This window comes from Thalassospira sp. (genome assembly GCF_040218635.1).
Lineage (GTDB): Bacteria > Pseudomonadota > Alphaproteobacteria > Rhodospirillales > Thalassospiraceae > Thalassospira.
Map to the genome: position 1 here is coordinate 615,428 of NZ_JAVJRB010000012.1, position 18,075 is coordinate 633,502.

The window sequence follows — 18,075 nt, forward strand, 5'->3', positions numbered from 1 at the left end:
GACAACTATAATCGGTGAAATCTGATGACCGACGAGCACCTTGAACAGCTCGAGGAAGAAAGCCATTTACCCGAATCACATCCGTTTTCGGGTTATTTGCGGACTTTCTTCCGGGGGCCCGGCCGTTCACGCAGTCTGACACGTGAAGAAGCATTCGATGCTTTCTCCATGATTCTGCGCGATGAGGTCGAGCCGATCCAGCTTGGCGCGTTCTTGCTGATGCTGCGCTATCGGGCTGAAACGCCAGATGAACTGGCCGGCATGATTGAGGCCGTGCGCAAAGCGGCCCGCCTTGATCCCGATGATAATGCCGATGGTGAAATAAATGGTCAGCCAATGCTTGATTGGCCATCCTATGCGGCGGGGCGTACGCGCGGCCTGCCATGGTTCGTGTTGTCTGCTCACCTGCTGTCACAAAACGGCGTGCCGGTTTTGATGCACGGGTATAATTCCCACCTTGTAAACGGGGTCGGAACAGAAGCCGCAGTCAAAGCTTTAAAGCTGTCGGTTGCCATGTCAGCTGAAGAAGCCCGCTCGGATATTGCGGCCAAGGGGTTTGCTTATCTTCCGCTGCGTCATATGCATCCGAAATTGCAGGAACTGATTGGTCTGCGATCGCTTTTGGGATTGCGCAGTCCCGTCAACACCTTGTTACGGTTGCTTAATCCACTACAGGCGCGTGCGGCGTTTCTGGGGGTGTTTCACCCGGCATTCTTGGATGTTCATCGCGAAACCGGAAAACTGTTGGCATTGCCACGTATTGGCGTGATCAAGGGCGGTGGCGGCGAGGCGGAGCGTACCCCGTTCAAGCATGTTGATCTTCGAATGCTTGATAATGGTGAGTTATGCGATGTCCGTTGGCCCGCATTGCTGTCCAAAAGCGAGAAAGATCTTGATGATCAAAGCCCGGTATCGCTTAAGCATTTCCTTGCCGTCTGGCGCGGTGATGTCGAAGATGCCCCGGCAGAGGCCCGCATTAAGGGCAGTGCCGCCATGGGGGCGTTCCTTGCGGGCAAAGCCGACTATATGGATGAGGCGGAAAGCCTTGTTCAAGAGTGGTGGGACAAACGCGACAAGAATGTTGGCTAACACATTCTAAACCAACCGGAATTAACCAAAAAGGGACGGGTATCCGTCCCTTTTTGCATTCTAGAATGATGATCCGGGTTCTTTTAGAAATGCGATTTCGTCGGCTGTACTTGTACGCCCAAGGATATCATTGCGGTGCGGATAGCGACCAAATCGATCAATGATTTTCTTATGTTTAACTTCAAAATCGTAATTGTTATCCAGTCCCGGTTGGGCAAATAAATCAATGGCAACCTCGTGGATCAGTTCTGATTCCGAATGCATATAGGGCATATACAAAAACGACCGTTCGTCCGGGGTTGTCAGCTTTTTATCAAGGCCAAGTGCGACGGCCTCTTGGGCAAGAACAAGCGCCATTGGATCAGAGGCAAAAGATTGTGGCTGATCGCGGAACATATTGCGCGAAAACTGATCAAGAACAATGATTTCGGCAAGACGGCCATGGGCTGTTTTTCGCCATTGATAAAGTTCACCAAGGCTGGCCGCGGTATGAAAATCCGAAAATCGTTCAATGATGTGACGGTCAAGGGTCAGATCCTTGATAAACCACTGTTTCTGTTCAAGCTCCTTGAACCAGAAGACCAAAACTGTTTCCGGGGTCATAATTGTTTCCACCCAATAAAATTATAAGTATTCAATGCTTGGTAAGTTTGTTGGTCATGATATTTGCCCTGAGTGCCTAACAGGTCAAGTCACGGCTGCGAAAAGATAATTGTCATCGACCTTTGCTAGGAGTTGACAGGACTTCACCGTACATGGAATATGAAGCTGTCTTTGGTGTTGATCCGTATGGATCGACTTAAAAGGGAACATGGTGCGTTTTTGACAATGCCATGGCTGCCCCCGCAACTGTAAGCGGTCCGAGCGTTACACATGCCACTGGTGCAAACCGGGAAGGCGTAATGCTTTTGAAACCGTGAGCCAGGAGACCTGCCTTTGACTACCAAGCGCTGTTTGCTTGGTACTGAGCTGTTGGACGCCGGGGTGAGCGTCAGGTTGCAGGGGAAAATGCGGTCTCGAAACTGATGCCTGTATCTTGCTTCCAGCCATCCTATCGTTCTTTATCCTAACCCTGTGCGTTGGGCTTTTGCTATGCGTACATCGTTTGCGAAAGAGACGATTATATGTTGAAGACCGTAAACAGGCTTGCTGTCGCAAGTGCCTGTCTTTTAATGACTTCTTTGCCTGTGCAGGCACATTTTCAGTTGGTCTATACGCCAGAAGTCAATGTCACAAAACCGGGTGATCAACCGGTTAAACTGATTTTCTGGCACCCGTTTGAAAACGGGCATGTCATGGATATGGGTGAACCGCTTGAATTCTACGCGGTTCATCGCGGTGAAAAGATTGATTTAAAATCAACGCTTTCCCCGATTACTTTTACTGGATCCGAGAACTCGGCTGCCGCATATGACGGGACACTCACGCTTAAGCGAAGTGGCGATTATGTCATGGTTGTCGTACCAGCACCGTATTATGAAGAAAGCGAAGATCTTTATATTCAGCAGCTGACAAAGTCCTATGTGAACCGCAATGAGATTCCAACCGATTGGATGGAATCTCAGGGGCTTAAAACCGAAATTCTGCCCCTTAACCGACCGACGAATATCGTTGCGGGATCAACCTTTACCGGGCGGGTGTTAAGCGAAGGAAAACCTGCTGCGGGTATCGAAGTCGAAATTGAATTCATGGCGGCTGAGCCGGATATGGCGACCAATTCACCAAAAACACCGACGGCATCTCCGATGCCCGGTGGTGCAATTGTCGCAATTTCCGATGAAAACGGTTATTTCACTTTTGGAATTCCCAAAGCAGGATTTTGGGGATTTGCCGCACTTGGCAGTGGCCCTGATAAAGAATTTCAGGGAAAAGAGCTTTCACAGGATGCTGTCCTGTGGGTTCGCGCCTATGATGTGAAATAGGCTTAGGGACAAAGATAAATGCATATCGTCGATGGGGCGCTGGCTCCTGAGGTTTTAATTGGTGGTGGAGTTCTTGCAGTTGCCGGGCTTGGCCTGGGCTTGCGAAAACTGCCAATCGACAAGATCCCGGCGACCGGGGTCTTGTCGGCAACGTTCTTTGTTGCTTCGCTTATTCATGTGCCTGTCGGTCCATCGAGTGTGCATTTGATCATGAGCGGTCTGGCCGGGCTTGTTCTTGGCTGGACTGCATTTCCTGCCTTGTTTGTTGGCTTGCTGTTGCAGGCAATATTCTTCGGGTTTGGTGGCCTTACCGTGCTTGGCGTCAATACGGTCAACATTGCCTTTCCGGCGGTGATTGCCGGTTTTGTATTCCGTTCGATGGTGGCGCGCAGCAATCCGGCAGGGGCTGCTATTTGGGGTGGTTTGGCCGGAGCATCTTCGATCGCGTTAACCACGCTGTTTGTGGCGATTTCACTGATGCTAAGCGGTGATGCGTTTATTCCTGCTGCCAAACTTGTATTCTTTGCCCATATCCCGGTCATGATTGTCGAAGGCCTGATTTCGGCAGCTGCGGTCTATTTGATCGTCAAGGTAAAACCGGAACTACTGATGCCTGCTGATCAAACGTCGGAATTCACATTGGCAACCTCGACTGCAGGTGCAAAGCGGGCAAGCGAGGTCAATAATGGCTAGGTTGTTTGCAAGTGTCCTTCTGGCCGGGCTGGTGCTTGGGGCAGGGCATGCGCATGCCCACAAGGTCATTGCGTCGGTCTTTCCAAGTGGTTCAAGCGTCGAAGGCGAGATTGGTTTTTCCAACGGCGACATGGCCGCAGATACGCTGGTCGAGGTTTTTGATCCTCAGGGCAATAAAATCGATGAAGTCAAAACCGATGCAGACGGCTTTTTCGTTTACACGCCACATCAGAAGATCGATTTGGTGTTTCGTGCTGATCTTGGGGCGGGGCATGTGGCCGAGACGACATTTGCCATTGCTGATCTTTCGAACTTAGACACGCTTGACGAAAGTGTACCGCAATCTTCGAGTAGTAGTGCTCAGGCTGCTGTGGCGACCAATGGAAATAGCAGTGGCAACAAAGCGGTTTCGCAAGAACAGGAAGAACTGATCGCAGCAATTGTTCGGGACGAATTGCGGCCGCTTCGCCGTGAAATCACGGCCTATAAAGAAAAGAACGATCTTCAATCGATTCTTGGGGGTATTGGCTATATATTCGGGTTCTTCGGGATCGCGTATTACATTGCCGCACGACGTTTGAGAGCCAAAGCAACCAAACCATGAGCCATCTATTCGGGCATGACCAACCATTAAGCGTACAGGGAAGTGGCGATCACGCTTCATCCTTTGTCGGATCATTTGATCCGCGTGTGCGCGTGGTTGCAGCAGGCCTGTTTGCCATCATGGTGGTAAGCCTTCATCAGCTTGAATTTGCGCTGGGTGCTTTTGCGCTGGCCATCTGCACCGTGTTTTTGACCGATCTTCCGCTGCGTTTGACGTTAAAGCGCATGGCGGCGATGGATGGCTTTATCATTGTCATGCTGGTGATGTTGCCCTTTACAACGCCCGGAACACCGATGTTTTCGATTTTCGGAGCGGATGCCAGCCAAGAGGGGCTTCATCACGCCATTCTGATCGGCATTCGGGCCAATGCTGTTGTGCTGATGATGCTAAGCCTGCTTTCGGGCCTGACACCAGTGGCATTGGGCCATACGTTGTATCGGCTACGTTGCCCGGCAGCTCTTGTGCATTTGATGATGTTTACGGTGCGCTACATTTCAGTTCTGCATGACGAATATCATCGGTTGCGTATGGCAATGAAGCTGCGCGGGTTTAAGGCGCGTAATACAATTCATACCTATCGTTCGTTCGGGTATTTGTTTGGCATGTTGCTGGTGCGGTCGCTAGAACGTGCTGAACGTGTGCTTGAAGCCATGAAATGTCGCGGTTTTAGTGGCCATTTCCCGATGATCGATCATTTGATTTTCCGCCCGCGCGACGGTGTGCTTGCCGTGGCCTTTTTCCTGCTGGTAACCATGCTTGTCGTGATGGATCGTGCTTATGTCTTCGCTTATTGAATTAAACGACATTTCCTATGGATACCGGGCAGGACAAAGTGTTCTTGATCGTGTCAGCTTGACGCTTGATCAACAAGAACGCCTGTTTGTTACCGGCCCGAATGGCGCAGGTAAAAGTACTTTGCTGCGCATCCTTGTTGGTCTGATTAAGCCACATGGCGGCGAGATAAACGCATTCGGAAAATCTTGTGTCACGGATGCAGATTTTCATGATTTGCGGTGTAGGGTGGGGTTTATTGTTCAGGACCCGGATGATCAGCTTTTCTGCCCGACAGTGGTCGAAGACATTGCATTTGGCCCGCTGAACTTGGGGGCTAGCCGTGAAGAAGCATTGGCGATTGTCGATGAAGTTCTTGACCAACTTCATCTAAAACACCTTCGCGAACGCATCACCCACGAATTGTCCGGTGGTGAAAAACGGTTGGTGTCCGTTGCTGCCGTTCTTGCGATGAAGCCGGATGTCTTGTTGCTTGATGAACCGACAAATGCACTTGATGAAGAAAACATGCAACGGCTTGAAGAGATTTTGCTCGAACTACCGCAAGCCATGATCCTGATTTCTCATGATCCACATTTCCGGCGGAAACTGGCAACCCGGACAATTGAATTGCGTGGTGGCAAGATCAAACAGGTTGCAATGAAAAAATCTACGACCTCTGATAATTTCAGTCATGGATCAGAACTGCATGCGCAATCTCTTGCTTCACTTTGATCGTTCGCACATTTAGTCATACCTCTGAAACGCAGTCCGGATGACGTCAAATATGTCACCGTTTTCCATAACAGCCTTTCGCCATTTATTTGCCGCCCAGATCACATCCCTGATCGGGACAGGTTTGACGACAGTTGCTTTGACGTTGCTGGCCTATGACCTTGCCGGCGAGGACGCGGGGCGGGTTCTGGGTTCTGTGCTGGTTCTAAAAATGGTGACCTATCTTGTCATAGCACCGGTTGCAGGCGGGATGGCAAATTTGCTGCCAAGACGGGTATGGTTAGTTGGGCTTGATGTCTTGCGGGCTGTGATTGTTCTGTGTCTGCCATTCGTTGACCAGATATGGCAGATCTTTGTTTTAGTGTTTGTTGTGAATGCTGCGTCAGCGGCCTTCACGCCGGTCTTTCAGGCCATCATTCCCGAAATCCTCGAAGACGAAAAAGCATATACCAAGGGGCTTTCGTATGCCCGGTTGGCCTATGATCTGGAAAACCTTGTCAGTCCGGCATTGGCGGCTGGACTCCTTTTCGTTTGGTCGTTTGACAGTTTGTTCTTGGCAAATAGTGCGACATTTGTGCTGTCCGCTATTTTGATTGTGACGGCCATTTTACCCAAGGCAGCACCGATCGACAGGGACAGCGGGTTTTATGCCAACACGTTATTTGGCGTGGTGGCGTATCTGAAAACACCACGGCTTCGCGGATTGTTGGCCGTCTACTTTGCTGTGTCATGTGTCGGGGCGATGATCATCGTCAATACAGTGGTTTTGACTCGTGGGGTGCTGGGCGGCAGTGCACTTATGACGACGGCGTTTTTGGCGTGCGCTGGTGGCGGATCGATGTTGGCAGCTTTTCTGATCCCACGTGTGATTGACAGGATTGGTGAACGGCGCCTGATGATGATGGGGATTGTCAGTGCGGCGATGGCAATGGTGTTTGGTGCGGTGCTAATGGGTGCTGAATGGCACCATGTTGCTGCGTTTGGTGTGTTGTGGGCGATTGCCGGTGCCGGAAGTACATTTGCGCAAACACCTGGTGGTCGTTTGGTTCAAAGATCTGCCGGGGCAGGAGATCGGTCAGCGTTCTTTGCGGCGAACTTCGCGCTTTCGCATGCGGGGTGGTTGATTGCCTATGGCATTGTAGGTTGGTTGGGAAGTTTGGCCGGGCTTTCCTATGCATTTATGGCATCAGGTGGGTTGGCGTTTGTTGGTTTGATTGCTGCCCATTTCATGTGGCCGCGGCAAGACCCGCTGGAAATTCGTCATAGCCATCCGGGAATTTGGCATGACCATCCCCATGGGCATGATGATCCGCACCATGTTCATGTCCATGATGGACAGGCTGGTACGGAACCTGCGCAAGAGAGTGGTAAAGACCATAACCACGATCACGGAGATCACAATCATCGCCATCAGCACTATCACCCGCCGGTCGAGCATAAGCATCGGTTTGTGATTGATAGCCATCATACAAGATGGCCGGTAGAAGATAGTGAAAAGGTCTGAGCTGTTTCTATTCTGTCCGTCTTGACGGATGGGGCGCTGTCAGCGGGCGGCTTGCCGCCGAGCAACCACCCAGGCGCAAACGCCGAAAATACCAATAATCACGCCAATTCCGCCCAGAACATCTGACATTCGCACATCATTTCGATAGGAATTTACTTCCTGACGCAATGGGCCGATCTGCCTTGCAACCGCACGGTTGATCAAGCCTGTCAGCTCGTCTTTTGAAAGGCTATTCAGGTCCAATTCGGTGCTGACGAGTGGTTTGGGGGTGGTGTTAGCAGGAATTTTTGAACCCTGATCAGGAAGGGTTGTTTCAAGTGTGCTCACCGTAATCGTATCATTTGGCCCCGGGCGAGGCAGGCTTTCAGAAAATTCGTTCTCATAGAGTTTGAATTTTGCCACATGACCATCGTGGGTGTCGGTAAAGACAATGTAATCGGTCCGGTGACTCACGCGCAGGGCAAAGCTTCCCTGTTCATCTGCGGTTGACGCGAAAATCGTTTGACCCGTTTTGTCCCGTAATTCGATGTTGGCATTCTGTGCGCGGGTGCCGCCAGTGAAATAGGCATAGCCTTCAATGGTGTTGCCGTCACTCATCGCAAAGACATTAAGGTTGTGCGCCTGTGCAGTGCCAATTGATGCGGCACATAACAGGATCAGAAACATCAGAATTCTGCGGGGGAGCACAGCCATGGTTTTAAGCCAGTTTGGTTGACAGCAAAGTGACGGGATATTCGGGACGGATAAGGACGGGCAGGTGGCGTTCCCACCCGTCCGTTGAAATCAATTCATGGGGTCGGTCTTTACCCATAAAACGCCGCCACGTTCGACGGGAACCTGTTTGTTTGTATTTGGTGCAGCCATGGTGCCGTCTTCGATCAGGGCGGCAAAAACCCACCAGCCGTCCTTGGGCATTGCATAGTGGAAGATGCCATTGGCATCGGCCTTGATGACCTGTGTTGCAAAGGTCGCATTAGGAAGGGTGATGCTGCCGTCATTGGCATACTCAACTTCAATCTCGGCGAACGGAACAGCTGTACCGTTGTGCCGCACCATTCCTGAAAACACATTGCCGGTCCAAATGCCGTATGGACGGGTAAGTGGTTCAATTTCAACAGGGAAACCAACCATCTGATCCCAATCTTCGCCCGAGTCATAGGCATCGATAATGGTCTTGGTGTACTGGATAATATATTTGCCTTCAGCCGGTTCGAAGTAAGGAGCCGGTTCGATATAAAAGGCGTAACCACCTGGCGCCTTCACGGTGACGTCGGCATCAAAGGCCGCGTGATCATCAACCGTCTTTGGGGTAAGCGCGCCCAAGAGGTCGGTCTTTACCCCATCATATTGCATGCCAAATTGAAGCGGCTCGGCCATGTCCATCGCCGGTCCATTGGTCATTGGATGGGTGAATGTCACATCAAAGGTGATCTGTCGCCCTGTGTTCTGATCAACGACATTGGTTGATGGGATCAGTTTCTGAAAATGGGCCTGTGCGGTTGCCGTGAAGGATGCGGCGATGACAAGAGACAGCGATACCTTTGAAACTAGTCCGGTGACGAGGGACATTGATGGTCCTTTATTCTGGATTTTCTGCATGGAAGCTGAGGTTTGCCCAAAGCACATTACTGATTTAAATGGTTTCATACAAAAAATCAAAAAGTATGACTGATAATTTCATCCGTTACTCAAATTGATGACGGATGAAATTGTTTTGCGTTATCGTTCTGGGAAGTAGGCACAAAAATAGGGAGCGGGTAGGTATGGACATTGTTTACGTCTCGGTGGATGGAGCAGATCACTGGATTGATGATCGACTAAGGTCAACAACCACGCTGGATAAAGCAATTGCGCAAAGCCAACCGGGGCAGATCATCCGCATGATCGCAGGGGAATATAGCTTTGAGCATCCTTTAAGATTTCCCCGAGACGGAACTCTTGAGAACCCGATTATTGTTCGTGGCGAAACGGGGGTCGTGATTGATGCGGCAAAACAACCTGACGCGACTGTGTCTGCAAGTAACCCGGGACGCGACGGTTTTGCCGTATTTCAATTGATTGATGTCGCCCATATCCGGATAGAGCAGCTCAGCATCACCCGCGCATGGCCAAGTGCAATATATATCGAGAACAGCCACAGCTTAGCCTTCAAGGGACTTGGCATTACCGAGGGCACTTACGCGTTTTACGCAAACGGTTTGCGAAGTGAACGGATTTCCATTGTGGAATGTCGCTGGGTTCAGGATCAGAGTATGTGGCGCACAATCCGGTGGGATGAAATCCATGATGGAAAGGATAAAGACGGTAACGTCATCAAGGTCAAATACCGTTATCTCAACGGGGCATTTTTTGGCTCGGATGACATTGCCGGTGACGTCGAAATAGCGCGGAACGACATCCGGGATTGCTATAACGGGGTGCGGATGGATGTCTCAGCAGATAACCTTGATGCGCCGGTCGGGACCTATAACCGTGATGTGAGAATTTTTGACAATCATTTCAGCTATATCCGGGACAATCCAGTCGAGCCCGAAGCCACGGCTGTTGGTTGGTGGATTGGCCGGAACCGGTTCTATAATTGCCACAAGCTGTTTTCACAGGACGGTGTGCGCGGTGGGTTTTGGTATTATTTTTCAAATGTTTGCTGGTTTGATAGCCGACCTGGACCGGAAGGCGATGAAAATAACGGCGGAGCCGTTTTCAAATTGGGGAAGGGCGGTGTTGTTGCACAACCCGATTACATATCGGTTTGTATGCACAACAGCTTTTTCTTGCGTCAGAAATACATAAAGAAGGGGACAACGCGTGGCTTGACCAATGCACGCAATGTTATCGAACACGCAAATCCAGAAACCTTGCCAGAAGATTTAATGCCGTTAGACCAGACTTTCTTTGGCGACGAGAACGGGTTGGATCTGTCTGCGACACCGCCTTTACCAGTGAAGTTCACGGGCGACCTTGCCAATCACGGTACATATCCAGCGGTCTTTGATCGATATGATGATGTCTTAATCGACCCACGCCCGGCGCATGGTCCAGTGTTCGTTGATGGATTAGCCGGGAATTTTGATCTGCGGATGGAATATCAAGTGGGTTATGAAAATGATATCATCATACCAATGCCCGATGGCAATGTATGGGTAAGTCGTGCTTGCAATTGGCCCGGCGCGATTACAAATGGGCGATTTATTGACGGACCGGATTACGTTCCTGTTGACCTTGATTATGTCCGGTCATTGCCCCTGCCAACGGATTGAAACGACGTGATCGTAATATGGCTAATTGGGTGTTTTAAGGTGACGTAAGCGTAAATATATTGACTGAAATGTCCGAATGTTGCGATGTTGTTCCATTATCGTCATCAAACAAGAAAAACCATGAACGACAAGCTTTACAGTATCACCGAGTTGGCCGAAGAGTTCGATATCACGCCGCGTGCGATCCGGTTCTATGAGACCAAAAACCTACTTGCCCCGCAGCGCGCCGGTGCGACGCGCGTTTACAACTATCGTGACCGTGCGCGTCTGATGCTGGTTCTACGCGGCAAGCGGCTTGGCTTTTCACTGGAAGACATAAAAGAATATATCGACCTTTACGATGCAGACCGTACGCGTACCGAACAATTGGCACATTTGATGGTGGTTGGTCGTCGCAGGATCGCAGAGCTTGAACAGCAGCTTGAGGATGTTCAGACCACTTTGGGGGAGCTTCGAAAAATCGAGAACGAAGCCGCGGTTAGTCTGCGTGAAAGTGGCATTGACCCTGAAAAGGCTGTTGCCGATATCCGCGCCAGACTGGTTGCAGAAGGCGTTTGATTGCGCAGCTTCAAAACCTGATGCCAACAATAAAGCCCGGCATTGCGCCTGGTTTTTTCGCATATCGGGCAATGTGCACTATCAATGCGGATCACGTTGAAGTGGCAAGGTCACTTCAAAGACGTCTTCGTCGGGAATGAACTTGCGGCTAAAGCCAAGTTTTTCGCAAAGGGTCAGCATACGCCGATTGTTCGGCAGGACCTGACCAATAAAGGTTTCAGTACCTTTCTTACGACAATATTCGATCATCTGTTCCATCAGCACCCGACCAAGGCCACGCCCCTTGATGTCGGAGCGCACCATAATGGCATATTCTGCATGTTCGTTATTGGGGTCGATCACGACCTGCACCATGCCGTGAATTTGGCCTTCTTCCGGTCCATTTGGCACAATCGCGAGGAAGGCCATATCGCGGTCATAGTCAAGCTGGGTCTGACGTGCCATTTCGGAATGCGGTAGTTCCCGTACAGAGCCAAAGAACCGAAAATGAATGTCTTCGGGGGTGAGTTTAGACATGAACTCGTAGTGATCTGGTTCGTCTTCGGGTTTTATCGGACGTAGCAGGTACGTCGTTCCATCATCCATCACCAATTCTTGCTTCAGATGCCTTGGATAAGGATGAATGGCAAGACGTCGATCATCGCTGATCACTTTCGGGGTGACCTTGATACGGGCATCAAGTGCGATCACACCGTTCTGATCGGCAAGAAGCGGGTTCATGTCAAGTTCGATGACTTCTCCAAGGTGGACAACAAGTTGCGACAGGCGCACGAGTGTCATGAACAGGTCTTCAAGATTAACAGGCGGCACATCGCGGTAGCCTTTTAGAAGCCTATAGATCCGTGTGCCTTCAACCAGTTCGCGGGCAAGCTTCATATTCAGCGGGGGCAAGGCCATAGCCCGATCGCGCACGACTTCAACTTCGACACCACCGTGACCAAACAGGATGACCGGGCCAAAGATTGGATCCGTCGTCATGCCGACAATCAGTTCACGTGCGCCAGATCGTTTCACCATTTCCTGAATGGTAAAGCCCCGAAGACGTGCATCCGGGAATTTCTTTTCGATCGTGCGCAGCATTTTTGCCGCTGCATTTCGGACTTCTTCGCTGCTTTCCAAATTAAGTGCGACACCGCCGACATCTGATTTATGACTGATATCATCTGACAGGATTTTAAGTGCAACCGGATATCCAATGTCGTTTGCTATATTAACCGCGTCATCGACCGTGCTGGCGGCCAGGGTTTTAACCGTGTTGATGCCATAGCATTCCAGAACAGCCTTGGCTTCTGGTTCCGTCAGCATTTCCCGGCCGGCATGAATAGCAGCATGGATGATGCTTCGCGCCTTATCCGTTTCAGGCGTGTAATCGCGTGGAACGGATGGTGGGGTTTCCATCAACAGATCCTGCAATTTCCGGAAATTAACCATATGCTGAAACGCAGCAACGGCATTTTCTGGTGTGCGATAGGTCGGAATACCTGCGGCATAGAACATGTTTCGGGCTTCGGCGACAGTCGCTTCACCGACCCAATTGGTAAGAATGTTCTTTTTGCTGTTCTTGATCTTATCGATCACACCTTGCGCAACCTCGACCGGGTTCGTGATTGCGGTCGGGGCATGCATGACAAGCAAACTGTCGATATTTGGGTCGGCAAGCATTTTGTCGATTGCAGCAGCGTAACGTTCACCCGTCGCGTCGCCAATGATATCGACCGGGTTCGCATGCGACCATGTTGGTGGCAGAACGTCGTTAAGGGATGAAATTGTTGCATCTTCAAGCTGTGCAAGATGGCCGTGCCGCTCAATCAGGGCATCAACGGCCAAAACGCCAATCCCGCCGCCGTTGGTTACAATGCCAAGCTTGTCACCGCGGAAGGGACGCATGCGTGAAAGTGTTTCAGCCGCAGAGAACATTTCACTGACTGTGTAAACACGCAAGACGCCTGCACGCTTGATTGCAGCATCAAAGACGTCATCCGCACCGGCAAGTGCGCCCGTATGTGACGCAGCCGCAGCCGCGCCTTCAGCAAATCGCCCCGACTTGATGCATAGGATAGGTTTGTTGCGCGATGCTGCCCGAGCTGCTGAAATAAAGCTTCGACGTTCATGGATTGATTCAATGTAAAGCATGATCGCGCGGGTGTCCGGATCAGAACCCAAATAGTCGATCACATCGCCAAAATCGACGTCATCGCATTCACCAAGCGATATGAAATGAGAAAACCCGATCCCGCGCGCTGATGCCCAATCAATAACGGCGGTGCAAAGGGCGCCGGACTGTGAAACAAACGCGATCTTGCCGCTGCCAATGCTTTGATGGCTGAAACTTGCATTCAGGCCGATGCCGGGGACCATCAGGCCCAAGCAATTCGGACCAAGCAGCCGCATCTTTTTGCTCGCTGCGATGTCAAGCATGGCCTGTTTGATTGTGCGGCCGTCGTCATGTTGTTCAGCACTAAGCCCGGCTGTCAGAACAATTGCGGCAAGACAGCCTTTTTCAGCCAAACATTCCATCACTGGAATGACGGCCTTTGGCGGTACGCAAATTACGGCAAGTTCGGGCACCACAGGCAAACTGTTCACGTCGGGATAGGCGAGAACGCCACCAATGGATTGGCTGTGCGGGTTGACCGGCATAATCGGCCCGTTAAATCCACCCGCCAAAAGGTTTCTCATCAGGACATGCCCGACCGAGTGAGGACGGTTTGATGCGCCAATCACGGCGACCGATTTTGGTTTGAACAAGTGGTCGAGGTTAATTGTGCTCATCGCCGTCTTCCCGCGTTGTCCTGTGGGCGGCAGGGGTGTCTGCCGCGTAATGACCAGACACTATGATTGCCGGGATATGGCAGCATACCATGTTGTAAGGCTGCGCGATATTAAGCCAAGGACAAGTATATTGATTTGCTGTGCATCAATAAAGCATTGAGGTGACAAAGTTTTGTGTCGCTGCCGCCAATGGGCAGGCGGCGTTAGTGCAAATGCCCCTGATGACCTTCGTCGTCAAACCGTTCAGATTCTTCGATCCATTCTTCGACTTCGGCGGCAGATGACATTGCCAATGCAATTTCAAGATCATTTTGCACGTGGGCCAGGCTATCAAACATCGGGCACCAGCCGAATGCCTGAATGCGTGGATCGGTCGTCGATGAAATGGTGAAGAGTTCACCGTCAATCGGATGCGCCATGCCGTGAATAATGTCTTGTTCGCCAACGATCAACCAACCTTTGGTCGCGCCAGACAGGATGCCAAGTTTGACTTCGCGTAATTCAATTTTCACGGTTTTCATGACGAGCTGATCCATTTTGTGACGTGCTAAAAGAAAAAGGGACCGAACGAAATGTTCGGTCCCTTTTTTAATTGGCTCCGGCAGCAGGACTCGAACCTGCGACCCAATGATTAACAGTCATTTGCTCTACCAACTGAGCTATGCCGGATCAGGTTTCGCACTCCGTCTGAAGCGCGTGGCAGGTGTATAATCAAACAGTCGGAGTGCCGCAAGACCTTTTTTGCGAAAATCGGGCCGAAAGGACGTCTTTTTCCATGTGGGAAGGTCTGGTGCGCCTTTGGGTTAATCGTGGGGCAGGTTTAATTGGGTGTGAGGTTGAATTGATCCGCAAACGATAATGTTTTTATGTTCTTAAGGTTAAAAATGCGGGCCTTAGATTTTGCGTGGCGCTGGACATCCGCAAAAATGGAACCGAGCGGTCGAATGTTTTGATGTTTCTTGTCGCAAGACCGGAAGAAGAGCAGGGGCCAAAAGCAAAAACCCCCAGAACAAAGTTCCAGGGGTTTTTGGCTCCGGCAGCAGGACTCGAACCTGCGACCCAATGATTAACAGTCATTTGCTCTACCAACTGAGCTATGCCGGATCAGTGGAGGCGCGAGCCGGAATCGAACCGGCGTGCAAGGATTTGCAGTCCTCTGCGTAACCACTCCGCCATCGCGCCTTCGCGTTGGCTGGAGCGGTGTATATCCCCATCGAATGCGACCCGTCAAGCACCCAATTTTACATTTTTTGAACAGCGTATTGATTATCCGCCTGAAAGTAGACGAACCGCCCGGGAACATTTCCCGGGCGGTTCGATGATGCGAAGCAAAACGTAGGCGTGCCGTGGTTTATTGAGCAGCCTTATTACCGAAACGACGTGTCAGCCAAGGTCCAAGCTTTTCTTCGCGGTCCTTGTGTGGTGCAAAGTCAAGGTTCGCGATCGTATTAAACACATTTTCCGCTTCGAACGGCAGGGTTACATTTGGTCCCGTGATCATGATCTGACCTTTGGAGCCCGGCGTGATTGGTTCTTCAAGGCTGACCTTTGTGCCACCCTTTGAAAGATCGATGGTCTGGCCTTTGATGGATTTTCCGCCAACGGTGACTGTGACAGCCAGCTGGACGTCTATGCGCGGATCTTTGCGACGGTTGACTTCCGGTGTCGCGGTACGGACGATTCGGACGAGTGTTTCGCGTAGCTCGGCGATGCTTTCATCAACTTCTTCCGCAATCTTGTTCATTTGTGCTGCACGTTTAAGGTTTTCCTGTGCTTCGGATGCAACATGTCCGATCTTCTCGGTGACTTCGTTGGATGCTTCGGCTGTTTGTACAACGTTTCGTGCGATTTCTTGCGTCGCATCATCCTGTTGACGCACATTGACGGCAACATTTGAGGCAACTTCATCAACGCGGCGAATGCTTGCTGTCATTTGCTGTACGGTCGAGACAACCGACCCCGTCACATTCTGGATTTCGCCAAGCTGACGCGTGATTTCCTCTGTCGATTTCGCCGTTTGATTGGCGAGGTTTTTGACTTCCTGAGCGACAACAGCAAAGCCTTTACCTGCATCACCAGCACGCGCGGCTTCGATCGTAGCGTTAAGCGCAAGAAGATTTGTTTGTGCTGCAATGTTACTGATCAGTTCGGCGACCTCGCCGATGCGATCAACGCTTACCTTAAGTGAGCTAACTGTTTCCTCAGCACTTTCCCCCGCCTTGTTGGCCTCAGATGTCAGGGTCGTTGCTTCTTCGATCTGCCGGGTGATTTCACGGATCGAAGCTGCAAGTTCCTCAGACGCACCAGAAACGGTTTCGGCGTTGGCCAAAGCTTCGTGCGCGGCGGCAGCAACACTTTCGGAATTTTCCGAAACTCGTTCGGATGATCCGGCCATCTCGCTCGCAGAACTATTAAGACGCTGAGTCTGATCAATAATTGCTTGGACGACTTTCTGGAGTTCTTTTTCCACGGTCTCAGCTAGGCCGCGCAATGCGCCGACGCGCTGTGCGGATGCCTTGTTTTCATTTTCCTCGCGCTCAAGCTTGGCGTAGCAAAGTTTTGCATGCAGGGCACGAAGTTGGCGGGTCAGCGATTTGAAGTCAGGCACAGTTGGAAGCGGGATGAAGTGGCGTGTATCATTGCGCGCAATCGCTTCGAAGTGGACTTCCATTTCATCAAGTGGGCGACGGAACTTACGGACTAGCCAGCTACCGTAAATCAGGGTCATGATCGCAGCAGCGATGAGTAGTACAGTTTCAACAATGACGCTGGTCCAAAATAACTCTTCAGCAGATTCAACACTGATCGCTGCAATGCCATTCTGTGTAATAGACAGATTGCCGATCTGTTCAGTCAAAGGGTCAATGACTTGGTAAAGTTCATCCTTTACCAGTGCATCAAGGGCGGCAGTATCTTTTTTCTGGAAAATTGTGCGCAGGCGTCCGATCAGATCGTCAGCAGGCGGGATAAGACTTTTGACCTTGGCAATGATGTCAACTTCAGTAGGGTCTATTGTTCTGGCGAAATAGATTTCAAGGTTATCCTTGATACGCTTTTCGGCGGTATCAAGGCTTTCAATGCCTTCCTGCCATGTGAAGTTGCCGTTCCTGACCTTATGAGACGCATCGACGACAAACACGGCATAGTCATCTGAGACCTGTTTGAGAAGGTTCAGCGGTTTGACACGGTTTTCGTAGATGTCTTCCAATGATTTTTCGGTTTGATATTCACCGTAAAGGGCGTAGCCAGCCAATACGAGCATCAAAACATACATGGTTCCGAAGGCAAGGCTCAGGCTACCCTTGATGCTGGCGATGAATTCTTTGAACTTTGCTTTTGGGCTGGTGTCGGTGATTTCACCATATTCGAGGTCGATATTTTGGCCGTTGCCGTTTCGCAGTTTTGCATATGTTTCTTCGGCGTGACGCTTTTCTTCGTCAGTCGGTTTGGTTCGAATGGATATAAAGCCGACGGTTTCACCATTCTCAATCGTTGGGGTGACGTTGGCGCGCACCCAATAATGATCGCCATTCTTCGAGCGGTTTTTTACCAGTCCTTGCCAGGGCAGGCCGCCTTTGATCGTTTCCCAAAGGTTTGCAAAGGCTTCTTTTGGCATGTCGCGATGCCGCACCTGGTTGTGCGGTGAACCAATCAGTTCATCTTCCTCAAAGCCGCTAATATCGATAAAGGACTTATTCGCAAACGTGATGCGGCCCCCGATGTCTGTGCCAGACACAAGGATGTCCTTATCTTTCATTACGACTTCGCGATTGGTTACCGGACCATTGTCACGCATGGTTAGTTGCCCCCACTGATAATTTTCGAACTGGTTGGAGTAGGTTTGAATATCCGACCAAAAAATTCATAAGTCCCCGTATTCTATACATCTGCTCGTTAAATTCTTGCTAGCAGATGTCCGCTCTCGAGTAGTAAATTCAAATGTTGTTGCACGTAAAACGCAATACAAGCCTGATGATGCTATATTTTTTGTTGGCGGCATTGCGCTGTATCAATCACGCATCAAATATGTATTTGGCTCTAAGCAGCATGCGGATACGCGAAAACTGCTAGGGTAAATTCACGTTTGACGCGGAGATGGACCGCTTATTAATCGTTTTTATTGCCAAATTGCTTGGTTGCTGTTGATCGGATGTTGTCAGTTGCCTATGT

15 protein-coding genes, 3 tRNA genes and 1 riboswitch are annotated in these 18,075 nt (G+C 50.6%); of the genes, 9 read left to right on the forward strand and 9 right to left on the reverse strand.

Annotation, left to right across the window (positions count from 1 at the left end):
• Nucleotides 1-24: 24 nt before the first annotated feature.
• Nucleotides 25-1,089, forward strand: coding sequence for a glycosyl transferase family protein (locus RIC05_RS16790; RefSeq protein ID WP_350044331.1), 1,065 nt, complete (start codon nt 25-27; stop codon nt 1,087-1,089).
• 60 nt (nt 1,090-1,149) lie between these two features.
• Here RIC05_RS16790 and RIC05_RS16795 read toward each other — a convergent pair whose 3' ends face one another.
• Nucleotides 1,150-1,692: a DUF924 family protein gene (locus RIC05_RS16795; protein ID WP_350045770.1), complete on the reverse strand. Its 543-nt coding sequence runs from the start codon at nt 1,690-1,692 to the stop codon at nt 1,150-1,152.
• Nucleotides 1,693-1,847: 155 nt separating this feature from the next.
• A riboswitch (cobalamin riboswitch) is annotated at nt 1,848-2,041 on the forward strand.
• 172 nt (nt 2,042-2,213) lie between these two features.
• Between RIC05_RS16795 and RIC05_RS16800 the strand changes: the two genes are divergently transcribed.
• Genes RIC05_RS16800 through RIC05_RS16825 form a run of 6 tightly spaced genes read left to right on the forward strand, consistent with a single transcriptional unit; the run spans nt 2,214 to nt 7,318 of the window.
• A complete protein-coding gene (locus tag RIC05_RS16800) occupies nt 2,214-3,011 on the forward strand; it encodes a DUF4198 domain-containing protein (RefSeq protein ID WP_350045771.1) in 798 nt (265 codons plus the stop codon).
• A gap of 18 nt (nt 3,012-3,029) precedes the next feature.
• Complete coding sequence (gene cbiM, locus RIC05_RS16805) at nt 3,030-3,704, forward strand: cobalt transporter CbiM (protein WP_350045772.1); 675 nt, start codon at nt 3,030-3,032, stop codon at nt 3,702-3,704.
• Nucleotides 3,697-4,308 (forward strand): NikL family nickel/cobalt ECF transporter subunit, encoded by a 612-nt coding sequence (locus tag RIC05_RS16810; RefSeq protein WP_350045773.1) that lies wholly within the window; start codon nt 3,697-3,699, stop codon nt 4,306-4,308. The genes cbiM and RIC05_RS16810 overlap by 8 nt, the downstream gene beginning before the upstream one ends.
• Nucleotides 4,305-5,102 carry a cobalt ECF transporter T component CbiQ gene (gene cbiQ / locus RIC05_RS16815; RefSeq protein WP_350045774.1) on the forward strand — a complete coding sequence of 266 codons (798 nt, stop codon included), beginning with the start codon at nt 4,305-4,307 and terminating at the stop codon, nt 5,100-5,102. The genes RIC05_RS16810 and cbiQ overlap by 4 nt, the downstream gene beginning before the upstream one ends.
• Entirely contained in the window at nt 5,086-5,814 is a 729-nt protein-coding gene (locus tag RIC05_RS16820) for an energy-coupling factor ABC transporter ATP-binding protein (RefSeq protein ID WP_350045775.1), read from the forward strand. Before cbiQ ends, RIC05_RS16820 begins: the two co-directional genes overlap by 17 nt.
• Before the next feature lie 52 nt (nt 5,815-5,866).
• On the forward strand, nt 5,867-7,318 hold the full coding sequence (locus RIC05_RS16825; RefSeq protein ID WP_350045776.1) for an MFS transporter: 1,452 nt from the start codon (nt 5,867-5,869) through the stop codon (nt 7,316-7,318).
• 39 nt (nt 7,319-7,357) lie between these two features.
• Here RIC05_RS16825 and RIC05_RS16830 read toward each other — a convergent pair whose 3' ends face one another.
• Both RIC05_RS16830 and RIC05_RS16835 read right to left on the reverse strand, forming a co-directional pair.
• Nucleotides 7,358-7,984 carry a NikL family nickel/cobalt ECF transporter subunit gene (locus RIC05_RS16830; protein ID WP_350045777.1) on the reverse strand — a complete coding sequence of 209 codons (627 nt, stop codon included), beginning with the start codon at nt 7,982-7,984 and terminating at the stop codon, nt 7,358-7,360.
• 117 nt (nt 7,985-8,101) lie between these two features.
• Nucleotides 8,102-8,887, reverse strand: a complete 786-nt coding sequence (locus RIC05_RS16835; protein WP_350045778.1) for a DUF4198 domain-containing protein — start codon at nt 8,885-8,887, stop codon at nt 8,102-8,104.
• A 194-nt stretch (nt 8,888-9,081) separates the two neighbouring features.
• Here RIC05_RS16835 and RIC05_RS16840 point away from each other — a divergent pair, with 194 nt between their 5' ends.
• Nucleotides 9,082-10,575, forward strand: coding sequence for a right-handed parallel beta-helix repeat-containing protein (locus RIC05_RS16840; RefSeq protein WP_350045779.1), 1,494 nt, complete (start codon nt 9,082-9,084; stop codon nt 10,573-10,575).
• Between the two features lie 120 nt (nt 10,576-10,695).
• A complete protein-coding gene (locus RIC05_RS16845; RefSeq protein WP_350044342.1) occupies nt 10,696-11,133 on the forward strand; it encodes a MerR family transcriptional regulator in 438 nt (145 codons plus the stop codon).
• Nucleotides 11,134-11,214: 81 nt separating this feature from the next.
• Here RIC05_RS16845 and RIC05_RS16850 read toward each other — a convergent pair whose 3' ends face one another.
• From RIC05_RS16850 to RIC05_RS16875, 6 genes are all read right to left on the reverse strand, one after another.
• Nucleotides 11,215-13,905, reverse strand: coding sequence for a bifunctional acetate--CoA ligase family protein/GNAT family N-acetyltransferase (locus tag RIC05_RS16850; RefSeq protein ID WP_350045780.1), 2,691 nt, complete (start codon nt 13,903-13,905; stop codon nt 11,215-11,217).
• Between the two features lie 203 nt (nt 13,906-14,108).
• Nucleotides 14,109-14,426, reverse strand: a complete 318-nt coding sequence (locus RIC05_RS16855; protein WP_350045781.1) for a hypothetical protein — start codon at nt 14,424-14,426, stop codon at nt 14,109-14,111.
• 72 nt (nt 14,427-14,498) lie between these two features.
• A tRNA-Asn gene (locus RIC05_RS16860) sits at nt 14,499-14,574 on the reverse strand.
• A gap of 359 nt (nt 14,575-14,933) precedes the next feature.
• A tRNA-Asn gene (locus RIC05_RS16865) sits at nt 14,934-15,009 on the reverse strand.
• A 4-nt stretch (nt 15,010-15,013) separates the two neighbouring features.
• Nucleotides 15,014-15,087, reverse strand: a tRNA-Cys gene (locus tag RIC05_RS16870).
• Nucleotides 15,088-15,256: 169 nt separating this feature from the next.
• Nucleotides 15,257-17,701, reverse strand: a complete 2,445-nt coding sequence (locus RIC05_RS16875; protein WP_350045782.1) for a methyl-accepting chemotaxis protein — start codon at nt 17,699-17,701, stop codon at nt 15,257-15,259.
• Between the last annotated feature and the right edge of the window lie 374 nt (nt 17,702-18,075).

Coding starts and splice junctions, on each gene's coding strand:
- RIC05_RS16790 (WP_350044331.1), top strand. CDS start 25: ATGACCGACGAGCACCTTGAACAGCTCGAGGAAGAAAGCCATTTACCC.
- RIC05_RS16795 (WP_350045770.1), bottom strand. CDS start 1,692: ATGACCCCGGAAACAGTTTTGGTCTTCTGGTTCAAGGAGCTTGAACAG.
- RIC05_RS16800 (WP_350045771.1), top strand. CDS start 2,214: ATGTTGAAGACCGTAAACAGGCTTGCTGTCGCAAGTGCCTGTCTTTTA.
- cbiM (WP_350045772.1), top strand. CDS start 3,030: ATGCATATCGTCGATGGGGCGCTGGCTCCTGAGGTTTTAATTGGTGGT.
- RIC05_RS16810 (WP_350045773.1), top strand. CDS start 3,697: ATGGCTAGGTTGTTTGCAAGTGTCCTTCTGGCCGGGCTGGTGCTTGGG.
- cbiQ (WP_350045774.1), top strand. CDS start 4,305: ATGAGCCATCTATTCGGGCATGACCAACCATTAAGCGTACAGGGAAGT.
- RIC05_RS16820 (WP_350045775.1), top strand. CDS start 5,086: ATGTCTTCGCTTATTGAATTAAACGACATTTCCTATGGATACCGGGCA.
- RIC05_RS16825 (WP_350045776.1), top strand. CDS start 5,867: ATGTCACCGTTTTCCATAACAGCCTTTCGCCATTTATTTGCCGCCCAG.
- RIC05_RS16830 (WP_350045777.1), bottom strand. CDS start 7,984: ATGTTTCTGATCCTGTTATGTGCCGCATCAATTGGCACTGCACAGGCG.
- RIC05_RS16835 (WP_350045778.1), bottom strand. CDS start 8,887: ATGTCCCTCGTCACCGGACTAGTTTCAAAGGTATCGCTGTCTCTTGTC.
- RIC05_RS16840 (WP_350045779.1), top strand. CDS start 9,082: ATGGACATTGTTTACGTCTCGGTGGATGGAGCAGATCACTGGATTGAT.
- RIC05_RS16845 (WP_350044342.1), top strand. CDS start 10,696: ATGAACGACAAGCTTTACAGTATCACCGAGTTGGCCGAAGAGTTCGAT.
- RIC05_RS16850 (WP_350045780.1), bottom strand. CDS start 13,905: ATGAGCACAATTAACCTCGACCACTTGTTCAAACCAAAATCGGTCGCC.
- RIC05_RS16855 (WP_350045781.1), bottom strand. CDS start 14,426: ATGAAAACCGTGAAAATTGAATTACGCGAAGTCAAACTTGGCATCCTG.
- RIC05_RS16875 (WP_350045782.1), bottom strand. CDS start 17,701: ATGCGTGACAATGGTCCGGTAACCAATCGCGAAGTCGTAATGAAAGAT.